This is a genomic window from Pleomorphochaeta caudata, assembly GCF_055395745.1.
The window spans coordinates 39,401-64,619 of sequence record NZ_AP042458.1; the positions used below are offsets into that span (position 1 = coordinate 39,401).

Annotated in this window: 23 protein-coding genes and 1 tRNA gene; 5 read left to right on the top strand and 19 right to left on the bottom strand. The window is 28.5% G+C overall.

Translation table 11 applies throughout. From position 1 onward, the window contains the following. Positions 1-10 precede the first annotated feature (10 nt). Positions 11-1,300 (bottom strand): hypothetical protein, encoded by a 1,290-nt coding sequence (locus ACZ5RS_RS00190; RefSeq protein ID WP_464636819.1) that lies wholly within the window; start codon positions 1,298-1,300, stop codon positions 11-13. Positions 1,301-1,397: 97 nt separating this feature from the next. Here ACZ5RS_RS00190 and ACZ5RS_RS00195 point away from each other — a divergent pair, with 97 nt between their 5' ends. Next, a complete protein-coding gene (locus ACZ5RS_RS00195; RefSeq protein ID WP_464636820.1) occupies positions 1,398-3,755 on the top strand; it encodes an alpha-galactosidase in 2,358 nt (785 codons plus the stop codon). Here the strand turns inward: ACZ5RS_RS00195 and ACZ5RS_RS00200 are convergent. After that, positions 3,744-4,865, bottom strand: a complete 1,122-nt coding sequence (locus tag ACZ5RS_RS00200) for an NAD(P)/FAD-dependent oxidoreductase (protein WP_464636822.1) — start codon at positions 4,863-4,865, stop codon at positions 3,744-3,746. The two genes, ACZ5RS_RS00195 and ACZ5RS_RS00200, sit on opposite strands and share 12 nt — an antisense overlap. 555 nt (positions 4,866-5,420) lie before the next feature. Here ACZ5RS_RS00200 and ACZ5RS_RS00205 point away from each other — a divergent pair. Together ACZ5RS_RS00205 and ACZ5RS_RS00210 are read left to right on the top strand one after the other, a co-directional pair. Continuing rightward, a complete protein-coding gene (locus ACZ5RS_RS00205) occupies positions 5,421-6,335 on the top strand; it encodes a helix-turn-helix domain-containing protein (RefSeq protein ID WP_464636824.1) in 915 nt (304 codons plus the stop codon). Between the two features lie 79 nt (positions 6,336-6,414). After that, complete coding sequence (locus tag ACZ5RS_RS00210; RefSeq protein WP_464636825.1) at positions 6,415-7,494, top strand: phosphotransferase enzyme family protein; 1,080 nt, start codon at positions 6,415-6,417, stop codon at positions 7,492-7,494. Positions 7,495-7,513: 19 nt separating this feature from the next. On the opposite strand, the gene hydF is transcribed toward ACZ5RS_RS00210, so the two are convergent. From hydF to ACZ5RS_RS00230, 4 genes are all read right to left on the bottom strand, one after another. Further along, positions 7,514-8,713, bottom strand: a complete 1,200-nt coding sequence (gene hydF, locus ACZ5RS_RS00215; RefSeq protein WP_464636827.1) for a [FeFe] hydrogenase H-cluster maturation GTPase HydF — start codon at positions 8,711-8,713, stop codon at positions 7,514-7,516. A gap of 3 nt (positions 8,714-8,716) precedes the next feature. After that, positions 8,717-8,962: a TM1266 family iron-only hydrogenase system putative regulator gene (locus ACZ5RS_RS00220; RefSeq protein WP_464636829.1), complete on the bottom strand. Its 246-nt coding sequence runs from the start codon at positions 8,960-8,962 to the stop codon at positions 8,717-8,719. Positions 8,963-9,154: 192 nt separating this feature from the next. Further along, complete coding sequence (locus tag ACZ5RS_RS00225) at positions 9,155-9,784, bottom strand: histidine phosphatase family protein (protein ID WP_464636831.1); 630 nt, start codon at positions 9,782-9,784, stop codon at positions 9,155-9,157. 98 nt (positions 9,785-9,882) lie between these two features. Continuing rightward, entirely contained in the window at positions 9,883-11,562 is a 1,680-nt protein-coding gene (locus tag ACZ5RS_RS00230; RefSeq protein WP_464636832.1) for a Na/Pi cotransporter family protein, read from the bottom strand. A gap of 405 nt (positions 11,563-11,967) precedes the next feature. Between ACZ5RS_RS00230 and ACZ5RS_RS00235 the strand changes: the two genes are divergently transcribed. Together ACZ5RS_RS00235 and ACZ5RS_RS00240 are read left to right on the top strand one after the other, a co-directional pair. Next, positions 11,968-12,402, top strand: a complete 435-nt coding sequence (locus ACZ5RS_RS00235; RefSeq protein WP_464636834.1) for a rhodanese-like domain-containing protein — start codon at positions 11,968-11,970, stop codon at positions 12,400-12,402. 151 nt (positions 12,403-12,553) lie between these two features. Then, positions 12,554-13,441 (top strand): phosphatase PAP2 family protein, encoded by an 888-nt coding sequence (locus ACZ5RS_RS00240; RefSeq protein WP_464636836.1) that lies wholly within the window; start codon positions 12,554-12,556, stop codon positions 13,439-13,441. A 46-nt stretch (positions 13,442-13,487) separates the two neighbouring features. On the opposite strand, the gene ACZ5RS_RS00245 is transcribed toward ACZ5RS_RS00240, so the two are convergent. The 13 genes from ACZ5RS_RS00245 to ACZ5RS_RS00305 all read right to left on the bottom strand — a co-directional run bounded on the left by ACZ5RS_RS00245 (position 13,488) and on the right by ACZ5RS_RS00305 (position 25,214). Continuing rightward, on the bottom strand, positions 13,488-14,765 hold the full coding sequence (locus tag ACZ5RS_RS00245) for a M18 family aminopeptidase (RefSeq protein WP_464636838.1): 1,278 nt from the start codon (positions 14,763-14,765) through the stop codon (positions 13,488-13,490). Positions 14,766-14,836: 71 nt separating this feature from the next. Next, positions 14,837-14,910, bottom strand: a tRNA-Ala gene (locus tag ACZ5RS_RS00250). Between the two features lie 70 nt (positions 14,911-14,980). Beyond that, on the bottom strand, positions 14,981-15,655 hold the full coding sequence (locus tag ACZ5RS_RS00255) for a YoaK family protein (RefSeq protein WP_464636839.1): 675 nt from the start codon (positions 15,653-15,655) through the stop codon (positions 14,981-14,983). Continuing rightward, entirely contained in the window at positions 15,639-16,223 is a 585-nt protein-coding gene (locus ACZ5RS_RS00260) for an exonuclease domain-containing protein (protein ID WP_464636841.1), read from the bottom strand. Before ACZ5RS_RS00260 ends, ACZ5RS_RS00255 begins: the two co-directional genes overlap by 17 nt. A gap of 1 nt (position 16,224) precedes the next feature. Then, positions 16,225-16,668, bottom strand: coding sequence for a D-aminoacyl-tRNA deacylase (dtd, locus tag ACZ5RS_RS00265; protein WP_464636843.1), 444 nt, complete (start codon positions 16,666-16,668; stop codon positions 16,225-16,227). A 54-nt stretch (positions 16,669-16,722) separates the two neighbouring features. Continuing rightward, entirely contained in the window at positions 16,723-17,589 is an 867-nt protein-coding gene (locus tag ACZ5RS_RS00270) for an SPL family radical SAM protein (RefSeq protein WP_464636844.1), read from the bottom strand. 8 nt (positions 17,590-17,597) lie between these two features. Next, entirely contained in the window at positions 17,598-18,071 is a 474-nt protein-coding gene (locus ACZ5RS_RS00275) for a pyridoxamine 5'-phosphate oxidase family protein (protein ID WP_464636846.1), read from the bottom strand. Positions 18,072-18,150: 79 nt separating this feature from the next. Next, positions 18,151-18,981: an oxidoreductase gene (locus tag ACZ5RS_RS00280; RefSeq protein ID WP_464636848.1), complete on the bottom strand. Its 831-nt coding sequence runs from the start codon at positions 18,979-18,981 to the stop codon at positions 18,151-18,153. Positions 18,982-19,197: 216 nt separating this feature from the next. Next, entirely contained in the window at positions 19,198-20,142 is a 945-nt protein-coding gene (locus tag ACZ5RS_RS00285) for an ABC transporter permease (protein ID WP_464636849.1), read from the bottom strand. Between the two features lie 9 nt (positions 20,143-20,151). Next, complete coding sequence (locus ACZ5RS_RS00290) at positions 20,152-21,648, bottom strand: sugar ABC transporter ATP-binding protein (RefSeq protein WP_464636851.1); 1,497 nt, start codon at positions 21,646-21,648, stop codon at positions 20,152-20,154. Positions 21,649-21,657: 9 nt separating this feature from the next. After that, complete coding sequence (locus tag ACZ5RS_RS00295) at positions 21,658-22,623, bottom strand: ABC transporter permease (protein WP_464636852.1); 966 nt, start codon at positions 22,621-22,623, stop codon at positions 21,658-21,660. 105 nt (positions 22,624-22,728) lie between these two features. Further along, a complete protein-coding gene (locus tag ACZ5RS_RS00300) occupies positions 22,729-23,850 on the bottom strand; it encodes a sugar ABC transporter substrate-binding protein (protein WP_464636854.1) in 1,122 nt (373 codons plus the stop codon). Positions 23,851-24,269: 419 nt separating this feature from the next. After that, the gene (locus tag ACZ5RS_RS00305) at positions 24,270-25,214 is read right to left on the bottom strand and encodes a dipeptidase (RefSeq protein ID WP_464636856.1); all 945 of its coding nucleotides are present in this window, start codon (positions 25,212-25,214) and stop codon (positions 24,270-24,272) included. Positions 25,215-25,219: the final 5 nt, after the last annotated feature.

Here is a 25,219-nt window from a genome sequence, read left to right on the forward strand (position 1 = left end):
CTCAAATATCTTAATCGAAGTGTATTAATTTCTTACCAAATTTTTTTATAATTTCAAATTTTGGATCAGATGGAATTACTATAGTACTTTTTGTTCTCTTTAACACAATATTATGATTAAAAGATTCAAAGGTAGAAAAATTATTGCCCATTCTTTGATTATCATAAGTGGTTAAACATCTAGCATACAATACTCTTTTTACTTCATTAGGTTGAAGCTCTACTCCATTACCCTTTCCATAGTAAGAAGTACTTGCTCCAAAATGAATTGAAAACTCATTACTAGGACCACCTTGATATAATGCCCAAGGGGGTTGATTCCTTCCACCATAATCTAAAACCATTGTTGAATAATTTAAATCTATATCAATATCTTCCATTACAGATTTTCCTGGAGCAAAAGATAAATAAACTAATTGATAATTAGGATTAATTGCACTAAACCAAGTATGAGAGGGATTCTCTAAATCATTTTTAGCATACAAAACATCTGTTGTTCCAATTATTCCATTAATACTTTTTAAATCACAATTTCCACCACTTTTTAATGGAGCTTTATCGAGTGCAAAAGGTTTTGTAGGATTTGCTAATCTATCAATGATTTGATTATTTCCTTCAATATTAAACTTATTCCACATTTTTGCACTACAGTTTAAAAAACAATTTGATTCTAAAAATGGAGAGCTAATAGTATTATCAAAACCAACATTAAGATTAATTGGCTTATCACTAATATTTTTTATATACAATGCAGAATAAACAACTGGTTGATTTGGTAATACTACATCAAGTCTTTTTGTTGCCCAGGTTTTATTACTAAAATCTTCGTTTTTAGATAATACCCAAACCCCACCTGTAGTCTCATCACTACCGTATCTTTGTACTACCCATTTAACCCTATCTTTTTCAAATATGGCTCTAATATACTCATCATTCTCATCTTTATTTAAAGTATTACTTTTACTTAATAAATCATCATAATTATCTATATTTTTTAAGAGAATTTCTTTTTCTTCTTCTTGCGTAATTTGTTTTTTCTCAGGTTCAACTAATTGAACTTGATAACCATACAATTTATCAATAAGAGGATCATTGTTTCTGTTTTTAATATTATAATCTACAGTATCCTTTGAAAAAGGAAATCTGTGCAGCTTATTTGAATTTACCCAGCCACCATGTATATTCATAGCACTAAATTCAATTAATCTACCATTATAGTCCTGAATTACAGCTCTAATTAAATCGTTGCTTAACACAGTTGCATTTTCATCATCTTTAATTCTAACTCTTCTTATATCCATTCCATTTCCTTATAAATATTAAAAAAACATAGAACATTTTTAATATCTCTACTATAATTATAATATAGATGTCTATTAGTACAAGAGGAGTTTTACAATGATTAGTGAAAAAAATGGGTTATTCAATTTATCAACAGCTAATACTACATATTTATTCTATGCCAAATTTAATGAACATATTGAACATTTATATTATGGTTCACATCTAAATGAAAGTAGTATTAATCCCAAATTATTAACTACAAAATATCTCCAAAGTGCAGGCACTTCTACTCTATATCAAGAAGATAATAACTTAAATTTAGGATTAATGAAACAGGAGGTTTCAACCCCTGGAAAAGGAGATTATAGAGAACCTTTTGCTAGAATTAGTTATAACGGTGGAATGAATACTCTTGATTTTGTTTTCCAAGAATTTGAGATTACAAATGGAAAACCTAAAACCTTCTCAAACTTACCTGAAGCTTATGGAGATAGAGAAGAATGTGACACTTTAAGAGTTACTCTAATAGACAAAGAATTTGATATTAAACTCATATTAACTTATGGTGTTTTTGATTATTGTGATGTAATTACTCGTAAAGCTGAATTATTTAATTATGAAAAAAGAAATATCACAATTGAAAGTTTATATTCCCTTCAACTCGATATTGATTCATCCGATTTTGATTTAATAACTTTTGATGGAGCTTGGGCTAGAGAAAGACATATTAATAGAAGAGAATTACAACCTGGTATTGTAATAAATGATTCAAAACTTGGGACCTCTGGAGCATATCATAACCCACTAATATATTTATGTGATAAAAACTGTGATGAATTAAATGGAGTTTGTTATGCAACCAATTTAATCTATAGTGGAAATCATAAAGAAGTTGTTGAAATAACCCCATATAATCAAACAAGAATTTTAAGCGGTATTAATGATTCTACATTTAAATGGGTGCTTCATCCCAATGAAAGATTTGCAACTCCAGAAGCTATTCTAAGCTATAGTGATAAAGGCTTTAGCACCTTAAGTAGAAACTTCCATTATTTTGTTAATAATAATATTATTAGAGGTTATTGGAAAAATAAAGAAAGACCTATTTTAGCAAACTCTTGGGAAGCCTTCTATTTTGATTTTGATAACTCAAAATTAGTACAACTTGCAAAAACAGCAAAAGAAGTTGGAGCTGAATTATTTGTATTAGATGATGGTTGGTTTGGAAATAGAAATGATGATACCTCCTCTTTAGGGGATTGGGTAGTAAATACTGCTAAACTAAGTGAAGGTCTTGGTGACTTATCTTCTAAAATACACAAAATGAAAATGCTATTCGGAATTTGGGTTGAACCTGAAATGATTAGTAGAAATAGTAATTTATTTGATGCTCATCCTGATTGGGCAATTATGATTCCAGATAGAAAACCTAGTGTTGGCAGAAATCAATTTATCTTGGACTTAAGTAGAGATGATGTAATTTTATATCTAGAAGAAGTTTTATCAGATATTTTCTTATTAGGTGAAGTGGATTATGTAAAATGGGATTTTAATAGAGTCTTTAGTGATCTATATTCTTCTAATGCTGAGATATCTCACATGGGAGAATTTTACCATCGCTATTATTTAGGTCTCTATAAACTCTTAGATAGACTTACAAGGAAATTCCCTAAAATCTTATTTGAATCTTGCTCAGCAGGTGGAAATAGATATGATTTAGGTATGTTAGCTTTCATGCCACAAACCTGGACAAGTGATTGTACAGATCCTTATGAAAGACTATTTATCCAAGAAGGAACTAGCTTTGGCTACCCTCTTAGTGCAATAACTAATCATGTTAGTGCAAGCCCTAATCATCAAACTTTAAAAGTAAGTAATCTAGAAACCAGGTTCAATGTTGCAGCTATCGGTAACTTAGGATATGAAATTAATTTAAATGCTGCTACAAAAAACCAATTAGAACAAATAAAAGAACAAATAAATTTCTATAAGCGCTATAGAAAAACTCTTCAATTTGGAACTTTAGCTAGAATCAAAACTTTTACAAATAATAAAGAAAGAGCTATTTGGGCAGTAATGAATAATGATAAGAGTGAAATCATAGTCCTAGACTTTAGAAGTAGAACTATACCTAACCCACCACTAGAAAGACTTTGTATTCCTATTGTTGATAATAATGCTTATTATGAATTATTTAATAGACCTCAAAAATTTGAATTATCAGTCTTTGGGGATTTAGTTGAACACTTCTTACCTACAAATTTATTAAAAGGTAAAGCTATAGATGAGATTTCTAAAATCTTACAGCTTAATATAGAAATAACCCACCATAGAGTTTATGGTGAGTTACTAAGTAAAGCTGGCTTGATTCTTAATCAAGAATATGGTGGAACCAAATATGAACATGAAGTTACAAGAGTTTTAGGTGATTATGGTTCACGCCTATATGTATTAAAAAAACTAGAAGTCTAATAATACATCAATATTTTCTATCTCTTTATTTAAAGAAGCTTTAGCTAATGGTATATGGGATTTTGATCCAACGATTATTACTCCCATTACTTTATTATCTTTTATATACCAAGCTTCATATCTGTCCTCAACTTGTTTGCTATAACAATTTCCTTCTAAAATACCAAAACTTGCAACAGGTAAATCATCTGCCTGAAATCGAGTTGGCATTTGGACCGGTTCAGTATAAGGTACTTTTTTACCTAAAATATGGTTATAAACAACATTAGCCATTGATAAAGCTATTGGTAATAATCCAGGACATTTACCATTAAATTCTGCACAGTCTCCAATAGCATAAATATCTTTATCGCTAGTTTGACAAAATTCATTAACAATAATTGCTCTATTAATTTCTAAGTTACATGATGCAGCTAAAGAAATTGAAGGTCTAACCCCTGCAGCAAGTATTAAAGTATTACAGGCAATCTCTCTTCCATCTTGGAGAGTAACAGCTTTAATTCTATTTTCACCCTTAACTTCTTTTACAAACTGACTACAAATTAAATTATAATTTTTCCTTTCCAAACACTTATCAGAAACTAATTTTGCGGCTTCCTCATTTAATTGTTTATTTAAGACATAAGTATCCCCTTGTATAACTGTTACATCATATCCAAGTGAATTAATTTCTAGAGAAACTTCTAAGCCTAATAGGCCTCCACCTATTACACAAACGGGAGATTCTATGTCCTTTGTAATCTTAGCAGCATCTTCATATGTTCTTAAAGTATATATACCTTTTAAAGGAGAGCCTTTAAAAAAATCTATTGGATAAGAGCCCGTTGCTAAAACAAGTTTATCATAATGCTTTGTTTCTCCACTTGTTAGTTTTATAGTTTTACTTTCTCTATGTATTGTAGCAACCTCTTCGTGATGTATATATGAAGGTTCATTTTTTGCACATAAAGAATTCAATTTATCTAAGTTACCTAGGCAACTTGGCAATCTAATTCTACTATAAAAACTTACCTCTTCATTTGAATAAACATCAATTCTATAGCCCTCAGAGTCAAGTTTTGTAGCCAAAGTATTTCCAGCTGGGCCATTTCCAATTATTACAATATCCACTTATTTCTCCTAAAATTATCCTATATTTTAAATAAGGTCTTATATTAAGATACCACGATATATTGTCTAAAACAATACAATTTTTTTTTACAAAACTTAACAAAAAAAAATTCCCCATCAAGCTTGCACTCTTGAAGGGGATGTCGATTTAACGACAGGGGTGTCTCAGTCATCACCTCGTAAGAGGGGGAAAACAATGCTGAAACAAACAGTGGGCATTAAAAAAACTAAAAAGTATAATAACGGGATATAATCAACCGACCCACTGCCAGACAAAAATAATATAACACTTGCAAAATAGATTGTCAATATGCAAGATATGACAATAGCCATAAATTGAAGGTGAAATTATTTTATTTATTTTAAAATATTTCTACAAAAATTGTTAATAATTTATTATAGAACAAAGAAATATTTTTATTAACAAATTATGTAACAAATAACAAATATTTGATAACTTTTAACTAACAACTACCTATTTTAATGACTTTTGACAAATGCTTAAATAAAAAGAATTATCTAGTACTATTTAAAAAGTTAAGTTATATTATAACTATGAAAATTGTTAAAAGTGGTTTTACATTAACCCCATTAAAGAAAATTTTAGATATTAATAATATTATTACAGTTCATTATTTTGAATATCCAAGTACATTTATCTTCAAAGGAGAATCTCATGACTTTTGGGAGTTTTTATATGTAGATAAAGGAGAAGTTGGAATCACTAGTGGAAAACAAGTATCACAATTAAAACAAGGTGATATAGTATTTCATAAACCAAATCAATTTCATGATGTTTTTTGCAATGGGAAAATTTCTCCAAATTTACTAGTTGTTTCATTTGATTGTAATGATTCTTGTATGAAATACTTTGAAAATAAAATACTACAAATTGACAAAAGCTTATCCTTTTATTTGCAAACAATCATAACTGAATCAAGAAAAGCTTTTGAAACCAATCTTGGAGATCCCTACTTCAAAGAACTAAAAGTAAAAAAAGATGCTCCAGAATCTTCTCTAAATTTGATTAAATTAGCTTTAGAGAGTTTTTTAATCAATTTAATAGTTAACGGCAATAAAGAAATTAGCACTCAAATTTCTATACATAAAAAGGAAAATACAAGAAGAGTACAACTAGTTATTAATTATTTAGAGAGCAATATACACACAAATATTACTCTAGATAATATTTGTACTTATTGTTCTATGAGTAGATCTTTAATTCAAAAATTATTTAAAGACGAGACTGGTTGGAGTGTAATGGAATACTTCTATAGACTAAAGATAGAAGAAGCTAAACGACTTATAAGAAATGGAACTGATAACTTCACCCAAATTGCTGATGCTCTAGGCTATTCGACAATACACTACTTCTCAAGGCAATTTAAGAAGATTGTAGGTATGAGCCCTAGTGAATATTCTAAGTCTATTTTAAATTTAACAAATGAAGATTTAAACAAAAAATTCTAATTGTGCAAATTTTATATACAATTGAATCAATACAGCAAAAACTTCTTTTTCTATAATAACTTGTATTATGGAGGTAAAGATGAATTTTAACTCAATCTTTTCGAATTTTAATATAGATGGCACATTAATAGAATATAAAGCAAATAAAGAAGGCCATATAAATTCAACATATATTTCAAAAGTTAATAATAATGGTAAAATTGAAAAATATACCCATCAAAGAATTAACACTTTTGTCTTTACTAAACCCTTTGAAGTAATGAGTAATATTGATAAAGTAACAACTCATATTCACTCTAAAGTTAAAAATCTTGAAGACTCTGATAAAAGATGTTTAGAAATAGTAAAAACTAGAGATAATAATTTAGTTTATATAGATAGCAATAATAACTATTGGAGAACATACAAGTTTATTGATAATGTAAAAACCTTTCAAAAGGTTAATGATCAAAAACAAGCTTACCTTTTAGGTAAAGCTGTTGGAATTTTTCAAAATCAACTATCAGATTTAGATGGAAATGAACTTTTTGAAACAATAAAAGATTTTCATAATATGGGAGAGAGATATAAACAATTAGAATCAGCTATTGAAAATGATGCGTTTGATAGAGTAAAATCGGTAAAACCAGAAATATCTTTCCTCATGAAAAACAAAGAAAGAGGTCTTTTGATTTGGGATCTATATGAAAAAGGAATCCTAAAAAAACAAGTTACTCATAACGATACAAAAATTAATAATATTTTATTTTCACAAGATGAAAATGAAGCATTATGTGTAATTGATTTAGACACAGTTATGCCTGGAACAATATTATTTGATGTAGGCGATATGATCAGAACGGCCACCTCAACTGCGCTTGAAGATGAAGTTGATTATACAAAAATGTCTTGTAATATAGATTATTTAAGAGAATTAATTAAAGGCTACTTATCTAAAGCTTCAGCTTTTATTAGTGAAAAAGAAAAAGAATTATTAATTGAATCAGGAAGAAATATAACCCAAATTATGGCTGTAAGATTCTTAACTGACTATATAAATGGTGATGTATATTATGCAACTAGCAGAGAAAACCAAAATTTAGACAGGACTAGAACCCAAATCGCATTAATTAATGATATGGATTCAAAATGGCAGACTCTAACTAGTTTCATAAAATAAATTATTAGAAGAAAATACTCTAATAATCTATGTAATCCAAAATATTTGTTAATTTTGCAATTGCGATACCATAATTTGTCATAGGCACATTATGTTTTTCACATTCTTTTAACCTATTTAGCATATATGTTCTATTAAACATGCATCCAGCACAATGAATAACTAAGGAATATTCTTCAATGTTTTTAGGAAAGTCAGAACCGCTTGTAAAATCAATTTGAATATTCTCTCCAACTTTTTCTCTTAGATATCTTGGAATCTGAATTCTTCCAATATCCTCAGTTAATGGAGCATGAGTACAAGCTTCTGCTATTAAAACCTTTGAAGTTTCATTTAATTGATCTATCGTTTGAGCAGCTTTTGCAAACTTTTCAACGTCCCCTTTAACAGCTGACATTAATATTGAGAAAGAAGTTAATTTACTTTCTTTTGTTTTTTTCTTATATACTAAAGGAAAAACCTGACTATCTGTAATAATTAATTTTGGTGGCTCTTTTAAAGTTTTTAACGCATCATCAATTTCATCTGCTGTAATACTAATTACTACGGCTTTATTATCTAATAAATCTCTAGTAGTTTGAACTTGGGGCAAAATAAGTCGACCTTCTGGAGCATTAATCTGTTGTGGCATTACAAGCATTACTAAATCTTTTTCATTAACTAAATGCCCTGTTAAGCTTTTATTAACAGTCTTTTTGGTATTGATTTTTATTAATTCTTTACGCATAAAATGTTGTAAATCGGCTTTAGAAGAATTTACTTTTACAGGATTAACATTTAATTCTTTTTTAATTTTCTCTTCAATTAATTCTGTATTTGGATTTAAATCCGTTTTACTAATTACGGCTAAAAAAGGTTTATTATGTTCTTTTAATTTATTTGCCCATTGAAATTCTTTAGAAAAATCATTTTCTAAAGCATCAAAGAGTAAAATACCAATATCTGTTTTATTAAAAGCATCTTTAGTTTTATTAACTCTAAGAGTTCCTAATTCCCCACTATCATCAAAACCTGCTGTATCAATCAATACACAAGGGCCTAACCCGTATAGTTCAATAGATTTATAAACAGGATCTGTAGTTGTACCCTTAATTGGAGAAACAACTGCTGTCGAATGAGTAGTTAATGCATTTAATAAAGTTGATTTACCACTATTTGTTTTACCAAAAATACCAATATGAAGTCTTACACTTCTAGGTGCTGAATTTAAATTTCCCATCACTTATACCTTTGAATATGTAGTTTTTATGCTTACAGAAGCAATTTGACCTAATTTACCTGATAATCCACTAATAACTGTTTGTGGAGCATCAATTACTATGGTAATTACAGATACATTCTTCTTAGGATAAGGCATTCCCATTCTACCTATAATGTATGTGGCAGAATCATGCAAAATTTGGTTAACTTTTCCAACAGAATCAGGCGATTCAATAATAATAGCGATAATTGCTAATCTAGTATCCATAAGTCCTCCTACTTATGAAACATAGAAAAACTCAAAGGAAAAAGAAATAATGCTTCTTGAGCTTTGGAGTATTCCTAATACTTCAGAAGTTATTAAATAAGAATTTTAATCTTCAAAATAAGAAATTTTTCTACATCATCAGATTTATCAATTAATAAGATATCAAAATTTTAAATTATTAACAATATTAAATTATTTTTTTATATAATCAAAAAGATTATAACAGTTTTCAACTTTTAAATTATCCTCATCATATTCAAGATTAATAACAAAACCTTGGCCATTTTTTACACTGATATTTCTATAATCTTTTTTTTCATAAATACCAAGTCCAATTAATAAACATCTAATTGCACAGGAATGTGAAAACAAAGTTGCTGTTTGCTTTTTTGTAGTCTTTAAATCAACAACGGTTTTAAAGAACATTTTTAGCATTCTTTCTCTAATTGAATCAAAAGATTCTACATCTCTTGTACTTGGATCATCTTCAATCCATTTATCAAATAATTCAATTATATTTTCTCTACTTATAAATCTCTGATTTTCTCTTTCATAGAAATCAATTTCTCTTAATTCCTTAAAAGTTCCATCAAGTTTTTTTTCTGGAGCAAAAAGAGCTTCAAAGGTTGAAACACATCTACTTAAATCAGAACTATAATAAATATCTGTATCCATATAATTATAAGTATTACGATAATTAACTAATTCTTTTCTGCCTTTTTCTAATAAAGGAACATCACTTTGACCACTAAGAGTTTTTAAAGCATTACCCAAAGAATAACCGTGTCTAATTAATACTATTTGATATTTATTTTTTTCCATTTTCTATCTCCAAATATTTAAGTAATTTATAACAAAAATAAGCTAAAGCTTAAAGTCTTAGCCTATTGTTATTATCAAAACTATATAAATACTGAAAATTATCTATTGTCTACAGTAACACTTAATCCATAGCTTAAGGACTGACAAATATCTAAACAGTAAGTACCAATGTTAGTTAAGCTATTTAATATTGAATTGAAATATGGAGTCATTTTTGGATTACAAACACCAGTATTTAATCTGTCTAAGTGATTATCCTGCATTTCTTTTTCCATATCATTCAATCTTTCTCTTAGTGCAATAACCATAACAATGCTTACATCATCACCATCTTTTAAAACTTCAATTGATGATTTAAATAATTCAAAGATTGCATCTAAACTATGTCTAAATTCACTCTCTCCTATATCTGAGAAGGAAATATCAGCATTATCTAATTCTATCATTTCATCAATAACGCTACCCATTTGAATACAAATTCTTTCTAGACCTGAAGATACTAATAATAATTCTGTAATAGCATTTGTTTGAGCTTCTGTTGAAGTACCAACAGATATCATTCTTGATAAGTAATGTTGAACCTCTCTTTGTAAATCTCTTTGCAATTTCCAAACTTTTCTTATCTCTTTAGCATTTTCAACATCATAAGGAACCAAAGCTAATCGAGTTTTCTTAATTGCATCTAAAATTGTATCACATGATTGAAGAACTTCTTGTTGACAAAGAGTCATAGCAAAAACAGGTTGATTTAATAGATGTGGATCTAGGTATATAGCTGTGGATTTATCTCCTTCTTCAACAGTTTCTCCTGGAACAATCTTTGTTACTATTTTAACCATTAACCAAACAAAAGGCATCCAAATCAAAGTATTAATTATATTAAAAGAAGTATGAGCATTTGCTATCTGTCTTGAAATAATATCTAACTCTGGTCCTTTTGGAGAAATGTATGAAACAAAATTAGCAAAAGGAGGAATTAAGAAAATAAAGATTGTAGCCCCCACTACATTAAATACACTGTGGGCCACCGCCGTTCTCTTAGCATTTTTACTTTGCCCAATACAAGCTATTAAAGCTGTAATAGTTGTACCAATATTATCTCCTAATAAAACAGGTATTGCTCCATGAAGACCAATAATCGACATAACCCCATCTGGGCCTGGCGTACTGGCAAAATTCTGTAATACGGCAATAGTAGCAGAAGAACTTTGAACTACAACAGTCATTAATGCACCAACTAATACACCTAAAATAGGAATATGTGATACTTGAGAAATCATAGAAACAAAGACAGGAGATTTAGCTAAAGGTTTCATTAAGTCACCCATAGTTTCAATACCTACAAACAAAAGACCAAATGCAAAAATAGTTAACCCTATATTTTTTGTTCTCTCATTTTTTGGAACGAAATTTAAAATAAATCCAAAAAATAAAATTGGCCAAATATAATCACTTAATTTAAAAGCGATTAATTGAGCTGTCATTGTTGTACCAATATTAGCACCTAAAATTACAGAAATCGCTTGAGGTAAATTCATTAACCCCGCACTTACAAATCCAATTACCATTACAGTGGTTGCACTAGAACTCTGTAAAACCATAGTAGTTACAGCACCAGCAATAACACCAAAGAATACATTTTTTGTAAGTATTCCCAAAACCTGTCGCATTTTTTCACCTGCGACTTTCTGTAACCCTTCACTCATCAAGTTCATGCCATAAATAAATATAGCTAAACCACCCAATAAGCCAAATATAATACTAAAAGATTCTTTCACTCTTTTATCCCTTCCTATCAACGCGAATATTAAAAGAATAAACAATCAAAAAGGTAATTGTCAATTTATCAATTTGTATAAAATTTAGGTACATTCTTATTTTATCAACTTTATTTTATATATATAGCAATTTACAATGATAATATTTATATATATAATATTTTTTTAACCTTGTTTTTACTATTTACTAAAGTGGAAAATTAATTTTTTTTTAACATTTTTTTTAACAACATTGAAAACTAATATGATATGATAATAGTTTTTACTCATTTTATATATTGATGTATTCTTGTGTTAATTTTTATTAACTTGTTTTTAATATTTTTTACTATATCTTTGTAACTAAATCACTTACATCTTGAAACTAATATTATATATTTGAATTATAAAAGAAGGAGTAAAAGCATGAATAAAAAGATAAAATACTTATTTTCAATATTAATATTATTAATTTTTATTTCTCCCGCACTTTTTTCCTCTGGAAACAAAGAAAGCCAAACTACCACTAATGAGGAAACAACCAAAGTGGCACAATATAATAAAATAGATACCCAAACAGCAAAGAACGCTTTTGATACACAAGATGATATTACTATTATAGATGTTAGAACAGCTGCTGAGTTTAGCTCAGGACATGTAAAAGATGCAATTAACATCCCACTTGATGTAGTAGAAGCAACAGTTCTAGAAAGATACCCTGATAAAAATGAAAAACTATATTTATACTGTAGATCAGGAAACAGAAGTTCTCAAGCCGCTAAATTATTAGTAGCTCAAGGATATACAAATGTTTATGATTTCGGCGGAATAATCAGTTGGCCTTATGAAATTGTAAAATAAAAATAACCCCCATTTTAATTACACCTCCAAATAACCATTATAATTTTTAATTATAGTGGTTATTTCTTTTAAAAAAATAAATGAAAAAACAATAGTGTTTATACCCTCAATAACTTATAATTAAAATGATATTTTTAATTAGGAGCAAATAATGCAAAAAGAAATATTATTATTTCTCTTAAATATTAGTAATCCAATCTTTGACTTTATTGCTAATATTTCTTCAGTTTTAGGAGAACAAAACATTCTAATTTTATTATTAGCCATAATAATGTATGCCTATGATAAAAATAAAGGATTCGCAATTTGTAGTTCTTTAGTAATAAGTTTATTTTCTATGGGAGCCTTAAAAGCTATATTTAAAGCACCAAGGCCTTTTACAGTAATCGATGAAATAAATGGGAAAAGATTAACAACCGCAACAGGATATTCCTTTCCGTCAGGACATACCACTGGGGCTGCAGCAATGTATTCTTCTATCTCCTTTGCTATTAAAAAACGAGTTGTTTCAATAATTTGTGCAATTATTATAGTATTAGTTGGTCTTAGTAGATTATATCTAGGAGTACATTGGCCAATTGATGTAGCTACAGGATTAATTTTAGGTATTTTATTATCTATGATTTTTTACCCTATCTTTGAGAAATTAGCACAAGATCCAACGAAAAAATTTAAAGCTAGTATATATTTTGCATCAATAAGTTTATTAATTTCCCTCAGTTTAAGTATTTTACTACAATTCTCAAAAATTGATACTGTTGCTTTTTCAGATATGATGAAAACTATGTCTTTTAGTACTGGTGGATTCTTTGGAATAGCTTATGAAACAAAAAAAATTAATTTCAAAGTTGATGGGTCAATTACACAGAAAATTGTAAGAATTGTAATCTTAATCGCTGGAATGTTAATTCTACAATTAGCTTTAAGTTCTATAATACCAGAAAGCATTTATTATATTGGAGCTTTCTTTAGATATACAATTATAGGGCTTTGGCTAACTGCTATTTTTCCTAAAATTTTTAAGAAACTATTTGTTTAATAAAACAAGTCCTATTGAAGGGTAAAATTCAATAGGACTTATTTTTTTATCTCTTATAAAAAGCTTCCATCGCTTTTATTAAATTATAGGTATCTTTTGTTCCTCCTGTTTCATAAGGGGAATGCATTGCTAATTGAGCAACACCAATATCTATTGTATTAATTGAATATGAATGATTAACTAAATTACCTAAAGTTGCACCTCCAGGGACATCTGAATTATTAAAGAATTCCTGATAAGGAATCCCCTCTTTATCTAGAATCATTTTGAAAATAGCAAATGTTTTTGCATCTGTAGTATATTTTTGATTTGCAGAATGCTTAATTAATACACCCCCATTTACAACAGGTTTATTAACTATATCACTTTTTTGCATATAATTTGGGTGTAAAGCATGTCCGTTATCACTAGATACCATAAAACTATTAGCTTGGTAAATTGCTTTATCTTCAACATCCCAATTTAGAGCATAGGAAATTCTATCAATTGTAATTTTTAAGAAATCACTTAGTGCACCTTGCTTTGTTCCACTACCTACTTCTTCATTATCTAAAAATAGTGCCATATTTATATATGAGGAATCTTTAACATTTAACAAAGCCTCCATAGAAGAATATACACCTTGTAAATCATCTATTCTTGGAGCAGAAAAGAATTCATCATTTAATCCCCAAATACTCGATTTCATTCTATTATATAAGAATAAATCACTAGAAATAATTTGATCTTCACTAATTTCTAGAGTTTTAGCAATTAAAGAATTAATAGCACCTTTGTTTTCACCTAAACCAATTATAGGTAACATATCTACTTGCTTTTTATATTCAATTCCCTTATTAGCGTCTCTATTTTGGTGTATTGCTAAATTAACAATGGTCAAAAGATCTTTATCAATTGTTAATAATTTTTCCTCAATATTTTCACCGCTTTTAACAAAAACTCTACCAGCGATTGAAAGAGGTCTATCAAACCAAGGAGCTAATAGCATACCTCCATAAGGTTCAGTATTAATAACTGTATATAATTTCTCTCTAATAACTTCTGGATTACTTTTTAATTTAAAAGTTGGGGAATCTGTATGTGATGCAATAATTGAAAATCCCTTATATTCTTGAGGGACCCTAAATGCTATTAAAGAAGAATTATTTCTCTTAACATAATAAGATTTATTATTTTCAATTTTGAATTTTTCATTTTCTTTTAATTCAATAAAACCATTATTGGCTAATTGATTTTCAATTGTGTTGATTGCTTGAAAACAAGAAGGACTATTATCAATAAAATTAATTAAATCCTTTGTAGAATCGATATATTTTTTGTCCATAAAATTGCTCCTATATATTAATTATTTTAACATAATTATTATAAAGAGCATAGACAACAAAAAAATAGAAATGGAGCTGATCGGACTCGAACCGACTACCTCTTGAATGCCATTCAAGCGCTCTAGCCAGGTGAGCTACAGCCCCATATATTTAAAAATAATTTAATCATTATTATAATTATTGGTCAATAGTTTTTTAATTTAATGCCCTAAAATCACAGCTCTTTTTTATTCATAAGTATGAAAGCAGACATTAAAAATAAAATTACAAACAATATTGAATTCTTCTTAAAAGATAGTGTTACTATTGTTCCAATTATAGCTCCAATAATAAATAAAAATATTATTGAAAAAGATCTAATAGCTTTATCTCTAAAGTTTTTATCTTTAAATTTAAAATAATTAAATAAATTCTCACTTGCTGTTCTTAAGTTTCCTGTGCACATAGTTGTAGCAAAAGAAGTTCCATGCATTTTTCTAAAAGTTTCAACTTGGAGAGCACAAACAAAAGAAACCAAACTATTTGCAATTATGTTTAATGAATCAGTTACTTTTATTAATGAAACAATCAGTAAAACAAATATTTCTAACAAAAGTACAAACTGTCTCCAATGTAATTTTTTTTCTTGAGCAAAATGTTTAATAAATTCTGCAATAACAACCCCTAAAAAAAAGCATATTATTGGAATAACATATTTCCAAATCGCTCCATAATTTTTTTGTGCAATATTAATTGCCACCAATACCATATTTCCAGTTTGAGCGTTGGCGAATACTTCTCCTCTTCCAAAAAAGGTATATGTATCTAAATATCCACCGGCTACTGCTAATAATGCTCCAACTATAAAACTTTCGGAGGTTTGTATCCCCTTATTAAAATAAATACTCATCATCAACCATTTTTTTTGACGGAACTTTTAATTCATAATCTAAATAGTTTATTAAATCAAATCTATTAAAAGTTTTATCACCACAAGCAAGTTTAAATATTTTGCCACAATTTATTGCATCATCAAGAGCATGGTGAGCTCTATAATTTAATTCCATCACTTCACTTAAATAAGTCAATTTATGGCTTCTTAAATCAGGCCATTTTTTTCTACTTATTTGTAAAGTGCAATAAAAAACATTTTTAGGAAAGTTTAAATCATAACTCTCTAAGCAACCTTGTAACACTGAATAATCGAACTTTGCATTATGGGCAACAATAATATCATCTGCTATAAAGTTCTCAATATCATCCCACAACTTATCAAAGGTAGGAGATATCAAACAATCATTAGCAGAGAGTTGATGTACTCTTGTCATTGAGGGATCAAAATATTTTACTTTGGGGCAAATTAAAGAATAGTAAGTATCAATAACTTCTCCTTCTTCATTAAACTTTGCCATACCTATTGAGGCTGCCCCACCTTTATTAGCATTTGCTGTTTCAAAATCTAAGGCAACATAATTCATATTAGTCTATTTTCTCCAAAATCATCGTAACAGGACCATCATTTAAATATCGCACATCCATATGAGCTCCAAATACTCCTGTTTGGGTTTCAAAACCTAAAGCTTTAAATTTCTCTATAGCTTTTAAATAATATTCTTTTGCAATTTCAGGTTTTTCAGCATTATCATATGATGGTCTATTCCCTTTTCTTAAATTTGCATAAAGAGTAAATTGGCTTACAACTAAAATCTTTGCATTTACATCAAATGCACTTAAATTCATTTTATCGTTCTCATCTCTAAACATTCTTAATTTAGAAATTTTATTTACTATATAATCTATATATTCTTCTTTATCGCCTTTAGCAACTCCAAAGTACACTAATAGGCCATGATCAATTTGTCCAACAATTTTATCATCAACGGTTACTGAAGCTTCTTTTACTCGTTGAATTACACATTTCATAACTTACCTCATTTAATATGTTGTTTAGTTCATTTTAATAAAAATAAAATACAATTAAAAGAGACTTAATTGAACATATTCTTTTTTCTCAAGTCTTTTTAGATATCTAAAAATCTCATTCTTATCATGCATTATATTGTGAGATGATAAGGTATCATTTAAAATCTTAGTTAATTTGTAGGAATTCTTACTATAAACACCATAAGAATCTCCATAATTGTTTATATATACTTGTTTCAAAGTTGGAAATAATCTATCCAAATTACTATAATAATATTCTCTATTACCACTTCTAAGTGTCATCCCCATTCCAAAATATAAAACACCTTTAACTTTTGCCCAAATCATCATATCTAATAAGGCTTTTATATTTTCTTCAGTATCTAATATATAAGGAAGAATGGGACCTAACCATACAACAGTTGGAATATTATTATCACTAAAGATTTTCAAAACTTGAGCTCTTCTTGAGCTAGGGCAAACATTAGGTTCTATTTTCTTTGATAATTCATCATCTGCACAGGTTAGAGTCATTTGAACTACACATTTAGTTTTTTCATTAATTTTTTTGATTAAATCTAAATCTCTCAAAATCAAATCAGATTTAGTTAATAAAGTAATTCCAAAACCATACTTATATACAAGCTCTAATGCCCCTCTTGTCATTTTCAGCTCTTTTTCAAGAGGAATGTATGGATCACTCATAGAGCCTGTAAAAATCATAGATTTCTTTCTTTTTTTGCTTAAAGTTTCTTCTAATAATTCTAAGGCATTTTCTTTTACTTCAATATCTTCAAAATCATGATTAATATTATAGCAATGGCTTCTTGAATCACAATAAATACAATTGTGAGAACACCCTCTATATATATTCATATTCATACTGCTTGAGAGAATATTTTTTGCCTTAACTTTATGCACTGATAATCCTAATGTTTTTTAGCAGTATATTTTGTTACTTCTACTTTCATAACCATAACGCTATCAAAAGCTGCTTTAACATATCTAAAGCTCTCTTTCTTTGTAACATTCTTAAGTAAAATATCCATAGCTCTTAGCTTTTCTTCATAGTCTTCAATTATTGAAGGATATCCTACACCAATTATACTTCTATAAAAATAAGTATATGAACAAGCAATATCATCTTTACCTTTTAATAAAGTTTTTTCATCAATTTCAAAAGCAACTTCTTCATTTTCTTTTTTAAAGGCATTTACTTTTCTACCTTCATTTGCACCATGAAAATATAATGTTAATTTATCATCATTAAACTCATAACCATAAGTTAAAGGTACAATATATAAGCCTTCTTCATCTTTAAGGCCAATTCTGCATATATCATTCTTATCTAAGATATCTTTAATTTCAGCAATATCTGTAACTAGTCTGTCTTTTCTTCTCATAAAATCACCTCATTTGTGTAATAATTATCACAAATATAACACAAATTGATTATTTATTGTTATGTTTTATGGTAAAAAATTAAAATTTACTCATTATTCTATACACCATTCTATCATAAGCTCTATCACTCAATAATCGTCTTGCAATTAGCATAGGTTTTGCATTTTTACCAATCAAATATCGAGTTCTTGGTTTATTGCTTAATACAGCTTTTACGATAGTATCAGAAATTATACTTGCAGGACTTATTCCTTTATCTTTTGAATAAAGATGTATCAAAGCATTTCCAATTGTTGTTGCTTTTTCTTTATACGCTCCAGTTGATGAAGAATCTATTAAATGATTACCAGCTATTATACCCCAATCAGTTTTAATAGCTCCAGGTTCAATTATTATAACATCAATATTAAAATCTTTAACTTCTATTCTTAAGCAATCACTAAATCCTTCAACAGCAAATTTTGCTGCATGATACCAAGCTCCAAATGGAGTATGAGTTTTCCCAGCTATTGAGGATATATTAATAATTTTACCTTTATTTTTCTCTCTCATATGGGGTAGTACTAATTGAACCATTCTAGCTAAACCAAATAAATTAACTTCTAATTGATTTTTTGCTTCGCTTATTTGTACATCTTCAACTGCACCATAAGAGCCATAGCCTGCATTATTAACTAATATATCAACCCCACCAGATTCCTTATTAATTGAATCAACACAATTTACCATACTCTCTTCATTTGTAACATCAAGAGGTAGTATTTTAATTCCATACTCTTCTAAAGGTTTCAATTTATCTTCTCTTCTAGCTGCACCATAGACTATATAACCTTTATTTTTTAAATCAATTGCAGTTTGAAATCCAATACCACTACTAGCACCTGTAACTAAGACAACTTGATCACTCATATGATACTCCAATAAAAATTAATTTTCTTTACAATTATATAACAAGTATACTCAAAAAAATATAAATTTATTTATAGCTAATATGTTTTTGTTAAATAAATAACGATAATTTGAAATAAAAAAAGAACTCCTTGATATTTTATCTTTGAGGAGAGAGAGAGATAAGTATCTCTAGATTATATCAAGGAGAATAATATGTATTATTTAATAATATAATTATTTTATTACTTTTAAACTTTCATGGTCTATAGTTAATGCAACAACAATTAAGAAGATTATTCCTTTAACTAATTGTTGTGTTGCAGATACACTAAATACCATAGGTAAACTTTTTTCTAAAACGCTATAAGTTAATGTACCAATTACAATATTAGAAAATCTTGCTTTAGAACCACCATTAATTGGCATTCCGCCTAAAACAAGTGCTATTAGTATTTGAATTTCAAGCATACTACCAGCAGTTCCTGTAATTGATCCAACTTTTATAACATTTATAAAAGAAGCAAACCCTGTAATTGCACCAGCGATACAAAACACTGAAAACTTAATTAGGTTTGGCTTACAACCCGAAAAACGCGCTGCAATTTCACCTGCACCAATAGCTTTCAAATCATAACCAAATCTTGTAAATCTAATAAAGAAATAAGCTATGATAAGTACAATCAAAGTCATCAACACTTTAAACCAAGTTTCATTAAATGCCAAGACCTCAATTGAAGCTGGGATTGGGCCATTTGTTGTAATAAACTTACACAATCCTCTAAACAAGTACATTGTACAAATTGTTACAATAAATGATGCTATTTTAAATCTTACATGGAATAATCCATTAACAGCACCCATTAAAGCTCCAGCAATTATTGCCAATACAATTCCAAGAAAGATATTATATTTAGAAAATTCACAAAATACAATAGAGGAAAGACCTAAAATTGCACCTTGAGAGAAATCTAATCCACCAACTGTCATTATCATCCAAACACCAGTAGAAGCCAACATAAGTACATATACTTGGCTCAACATTAACTTCATGTTTCTTGGATTAATAATTCTTCCACCTGTCAAAATAGAGAAAATTGCAACTAATACAAAGAAACCAATTAATGGCATCAACGTTCTTAGGTGAACTTTTTGATTTTTTATTTCTGTCTTTTTAGTCATAATTTCTCCTTAAATCATCTTTTCAATTATGTCTTCTTCTGTTAATTTCTCATTTCTCAAGAAACTACCAGATAGTTCACCATTTTTCATAATTATTATTCGATCACTCATACCAATTAATTCAGGAAGTTCTTCAGATATCATAATTATTGATTTACCTGCTTGCTTTAAGTCATACATTAAATTATAGATATTAGCTTTAACTTTAACATCAATACCACGAGTAGGACTGTCTAATATTAAAATATCAGAATCTTTACCTAGCCATCTAGCTAAAACAACTTTCTGTTTATTTCCTCCAGATAATTCAGCAACGTCTTGATCAATACTTACCATTTTTACACTCATCAAATCAGCATATTTTTGAGCAAATTCATTAAGTTTTTTATCATTCAATATGCCATTATTAGCTAATGTATTTATAGATGGTAAAACAATATTAGATTTGATTGTATCTGCAACTACTACAGATTCATTATCTCTATCTTTAGAGCTATATGCTATATTTTTCTTAATTGCTTGACTTATACTCTTAATCTGAGTTCCATCACTTAAATATACATGCCCTTTTCTAGAATAAGATGCACCAAAGATTGCTTTTCCTAATTCATGCATACCACATTCAGATAAGCCACCGATACCTAAGATTTCACCTTTATGTAATTGAAGATTAATATTATTAATCTCCCCTTTTACACTTACATTTTCAACAGTTAATACAACTTCATCTGAAAGTTTATTATCATAATCAGTTCTATAATATTTTCCAGATAAGTCTCTACCAACCATCATTCTCTTCAAATCATCAGCATCAACTTCAGAACTTTTTACGGTCCCAACTAATTGACCATCTCTTAAACAAGAAACTCTATCACAATGATCTATTACTTCAACTAAGTCATGAGAAATAAAGATAACCGTAGTACCTTTCTTTTTCAAATCTTTCATTATTTTAAATAAATCATCTCTTCCAGATTGGCTAAGTGCTGTTGTTGTTTCATCAACAATTAGAATTTTTGGAGTAAAATATACAGCTTTAATAATCTCTACAATTTTTCTATCTTCAAAACTATAATGATCAATCATTGTAGAAGCTTTTATATTTTTATAACCATAAGAATTAAGTAGTTTTTGCGCAGCTTGATTCATTTTTTTAGTATTCTTAATAGGACCTTTCATGAATTTGTCTTCTTCACCTAAAAACAGGTTTTCAGCTACAGTTAACCCTGGTAAAGTTCCAATTTCTTGAACTATTATTGAAATACCTAAATTATTTGCATCAACTAAACATTTAACATTTATCTCATTATCTTCTAAGAAAAAAGCTCCACTAGTAATTGGATAAATACCACTGAGCATCGAACAGAAAGTCGATTTACCCGATCCATTTTCACCAATTAAACCATGAATTTCACCTTTTTCGAAGGAAAGAGAAACATCATTAACAGCATGTGTAATACCAAAAAATTTGTTAAGATTTACAGATTTTAATACAATTTCATTCATTATTATCTCCTACTTTACAACGCTGCCAATTCGGCCTCTATTAGTCAAAGTAACAATAATCAATAATACTGCACCTGTAATAAAGTCATTAATTGTAGTTGGTATATTCATAGCAACTAAACCATTAAAAATTAACTGAATAATAAATTCCCCAACTACTATTGCAGTAACAGGACAACCATATTTTTTAAAGGCTATCCCAAAAAATGTTCCCATCAATGGGGGAAAGTTTCTATCCATAGAAGACATTCCAGTAACAGCTAACATTCCTCGTCCATAAGTAACAGTTAATAAAGCCATAATACCAACAAAGAAATGCAATAACACAAAACCAATAAATTTATATCTTGATACGTTAATACCCATATTCTTAGCTACAAATTCATTGCTTCCTATTGCATTACAATAAGTTCCAATTCTTGTAAATCTTAAAATAAAAGCTAATAAGAAAAATGAACCAAAGGCTATAATATAATTAAAAGGAGCTTGCCCTATTGCTAATACTCTACTATCTGTTAATTTCCCTGGGAAACCAGAAGTATCGAGACCAACAACATAGTTTGCAACACTCTCCAAAATTAGCATTAAACCTACGGTAACAATAATTGAAGGAATTTTTAATTTTGAATATAAAACGCCATTGAAAACACCAACTAAAGCACCACATAATAGACAGCCTATAATTAGTCCCCAATAACCCATATATCTTGAAAGTAAAACACCTACTAAAGAAGATAAAACAACATTTGCCCCAATGCTCATGTCAAACATGCCCATTACAACAATGAAGTAAAATCCACATCCACCTACAGCATATTGGATACTTGTTTGTAAATAATCACCTAATAATTTTTTAGTTCCAAAATTATGTGGTGATAAAATTTTAAACACGCTCCAAAAAAATAAAACTAGAATTAATAGAACCAAAATTCCATAAAATCTGTTTCTTTTTAATTTGGCCAAAAATCCATCCATATAAACCTCAAATAGTAATTCTTAGATCCAAATATTTATGTAAAATCATATAAATATTCTTAAATAGAATGATTATGTGGGCTTAGCCCACATAATCAACATTGCTTAACGACGTGATTTTACATCTTCAATTGACAACTTAGAAGCTGTATCCATTAATTCTTGTAAACTCATATCTGCCATTGCTCTAATTTCCTCATCATTGTATGGGAGTTGGTCTACAAAGTATGTTGCATAGTCTTGATAATCTTCAGGAGATGCTACATACAAATAAGGGAATTTAATATCAGCAAATGAATTTGTAGGTGGAGTATATTTACCAGTGATAGTGTTATAAACTAACATGAAAGCAAATAATGGGTCACAATAGTGTCCACCAGATTCTGCTGCCATACCACCAGTTTGCAATTGTGTATCTAAATCAGCTAGGAAGTCTGTTGATACAACATCAATTTTACCTTTTAGACCTAAGGATTCAACTGCTGCTAAAGCACCGACTAATGTATCACCACCGCCACCAGCAACAATTAAGGCATCAATATCATTATTAGCATTAATAATAGCTTCAGCTGTAGCTCTACCAGTATCGCTAGTAGTTCCGCCATATTGAGGTTCTAATAAAACAACTTTATCATTTGGATGTTTGGCGTTCCATTCCTTTACACCAGCTTTATAACCTTCCCATCTTAATAGGAATGTTGCATCCCCAGCTTCCCAGCCTTCTAATGCTATTTTTCTATTACCTTTTTCACATAAGATTTTTACTAAATTTGCACCGTTTGCAACTTCATCTTCATGAACAGCACCTAAGAAATATTTTGATTGATTAGCTAAGGCATATTCATTTGGATTTGCTACAGGATCGATTACTCTAAAGAATTGAGCACAATAAACACCATTATCATCACAGGTGTTAATTACTGATGTCATTTCTGCAGAAGCTGAGTTACATATAATCATACCATCAACACCAGCTGCACATAGAGTTTCAGCAGAAGCTGTTACTTGTTCTGAGATATGACCTTGGTCAATATACTTAACTTGAACATCTAAAGCATCAGCTGCTTTATCTAAGATTCTTTTACATTGGCTACCTAAAGTATCAGTTGAACTCCAGATTGAAACACCAATTGTGATCTGATCATCACCACTTTCGCCTTGTCCATTAGCGAAAACAAACGAGTTTATTAATAATAGTGACATTAATAAAATTAAAACTTTTTTCATAGTTCCTCCTTTTTAATTTAAAGTGTGTTAACGTACACACACACCCCGTATTGACAATCTATACCAAGAAAAATTATTTGTCAAATTTTTTTTATCAAAAAAAAGTACTAATTTTTGTGAAAAAAAACATACCTCAAAGTTGCCTATTAATTTCAATTTATGTCAAAATATAAAAAAAAGTATAACACTTATTGGTATTATACTTTTCTTACAATAAATAATTTCAAAATAAAATATTTTATATTAGGACAATATATTTTTTCGTTAGTTACACTGTATAAATTTGTGCTATTACACAAATGTATAGAATTTATTTGCTATATGAAACTAATTGATATACTCCTAACATTTTAGCTTAAAAACTTATGTCATATCTATGGGTTTATATTAATAATAATTGTTTTTTTTATTCATTTTTATTACGAAATTGTCTTCTCATATAAGGCTAAAACATTTTCATAACAGATTTTTTTGACAATATCTTTTGTATATCTTTTTTCAAAAGCCTTAACAATTGATTGCATGTTACTAGAATCTTTTATCTCTAAGAGGGAATCAATGCCATCAAAATCTGAACCAAAACCTATTGAATTTTCCCCTCCAAGATCTAAAATATGATCTACGTGCTTAATTAAATCTTCTATGGTTGACTCTTTTGCACTAGCATTTATAAATTCTGTACAAAAATTCATTCCCATTACACATTCTTTTTCTATTAATTTTAGTATCAATTCATCATTAAGATTTCTGCCAACTGGTGTTATATTATATGAATTTGAGTGACTTGCAACAAAAGGTTTACTACATACATCTAATAAATCAGTTACTAGTTTATTTGAGCCATGAGAGACATCTACTATTATATTCAATTCTTCCATTTTCTTAACATATTCTATACCGTGTTTTGTTAAGCCATTATCATTATCAACTCTAAATAAATCTTCAATTGAGTTTAAATTATAACCATCTAAATTAGGAAATCCTACTTCATTTGGATAGTTCCAAACTAAAGTTATCATTCTAACTCCAAGATTATAAAATTCTTCTAACTGATTAAATGGGACGATAGTGCTATCTTCAATTGTTAACATAGTATTTATTTTATCAAAATCTATATCTGAATACTTATATACCCTATTTATATTATTATTTTCTGTTTCACTATTATATCTTTCTATAACTTTTTTTGCTACATCACTTGGATTTTTTTCTCTAGTACAATCTAAGAAGATAGCCATATTTTGTAATAAGTAATCAGCTCTTTTCATTTTCTCAACATCGATATGTAATTTGTTTTTAGCTAATGAAAAATCATTATTATATATCTCAACAATAGTGTCGCAATGCATATCTGCTATTTTCATAATTT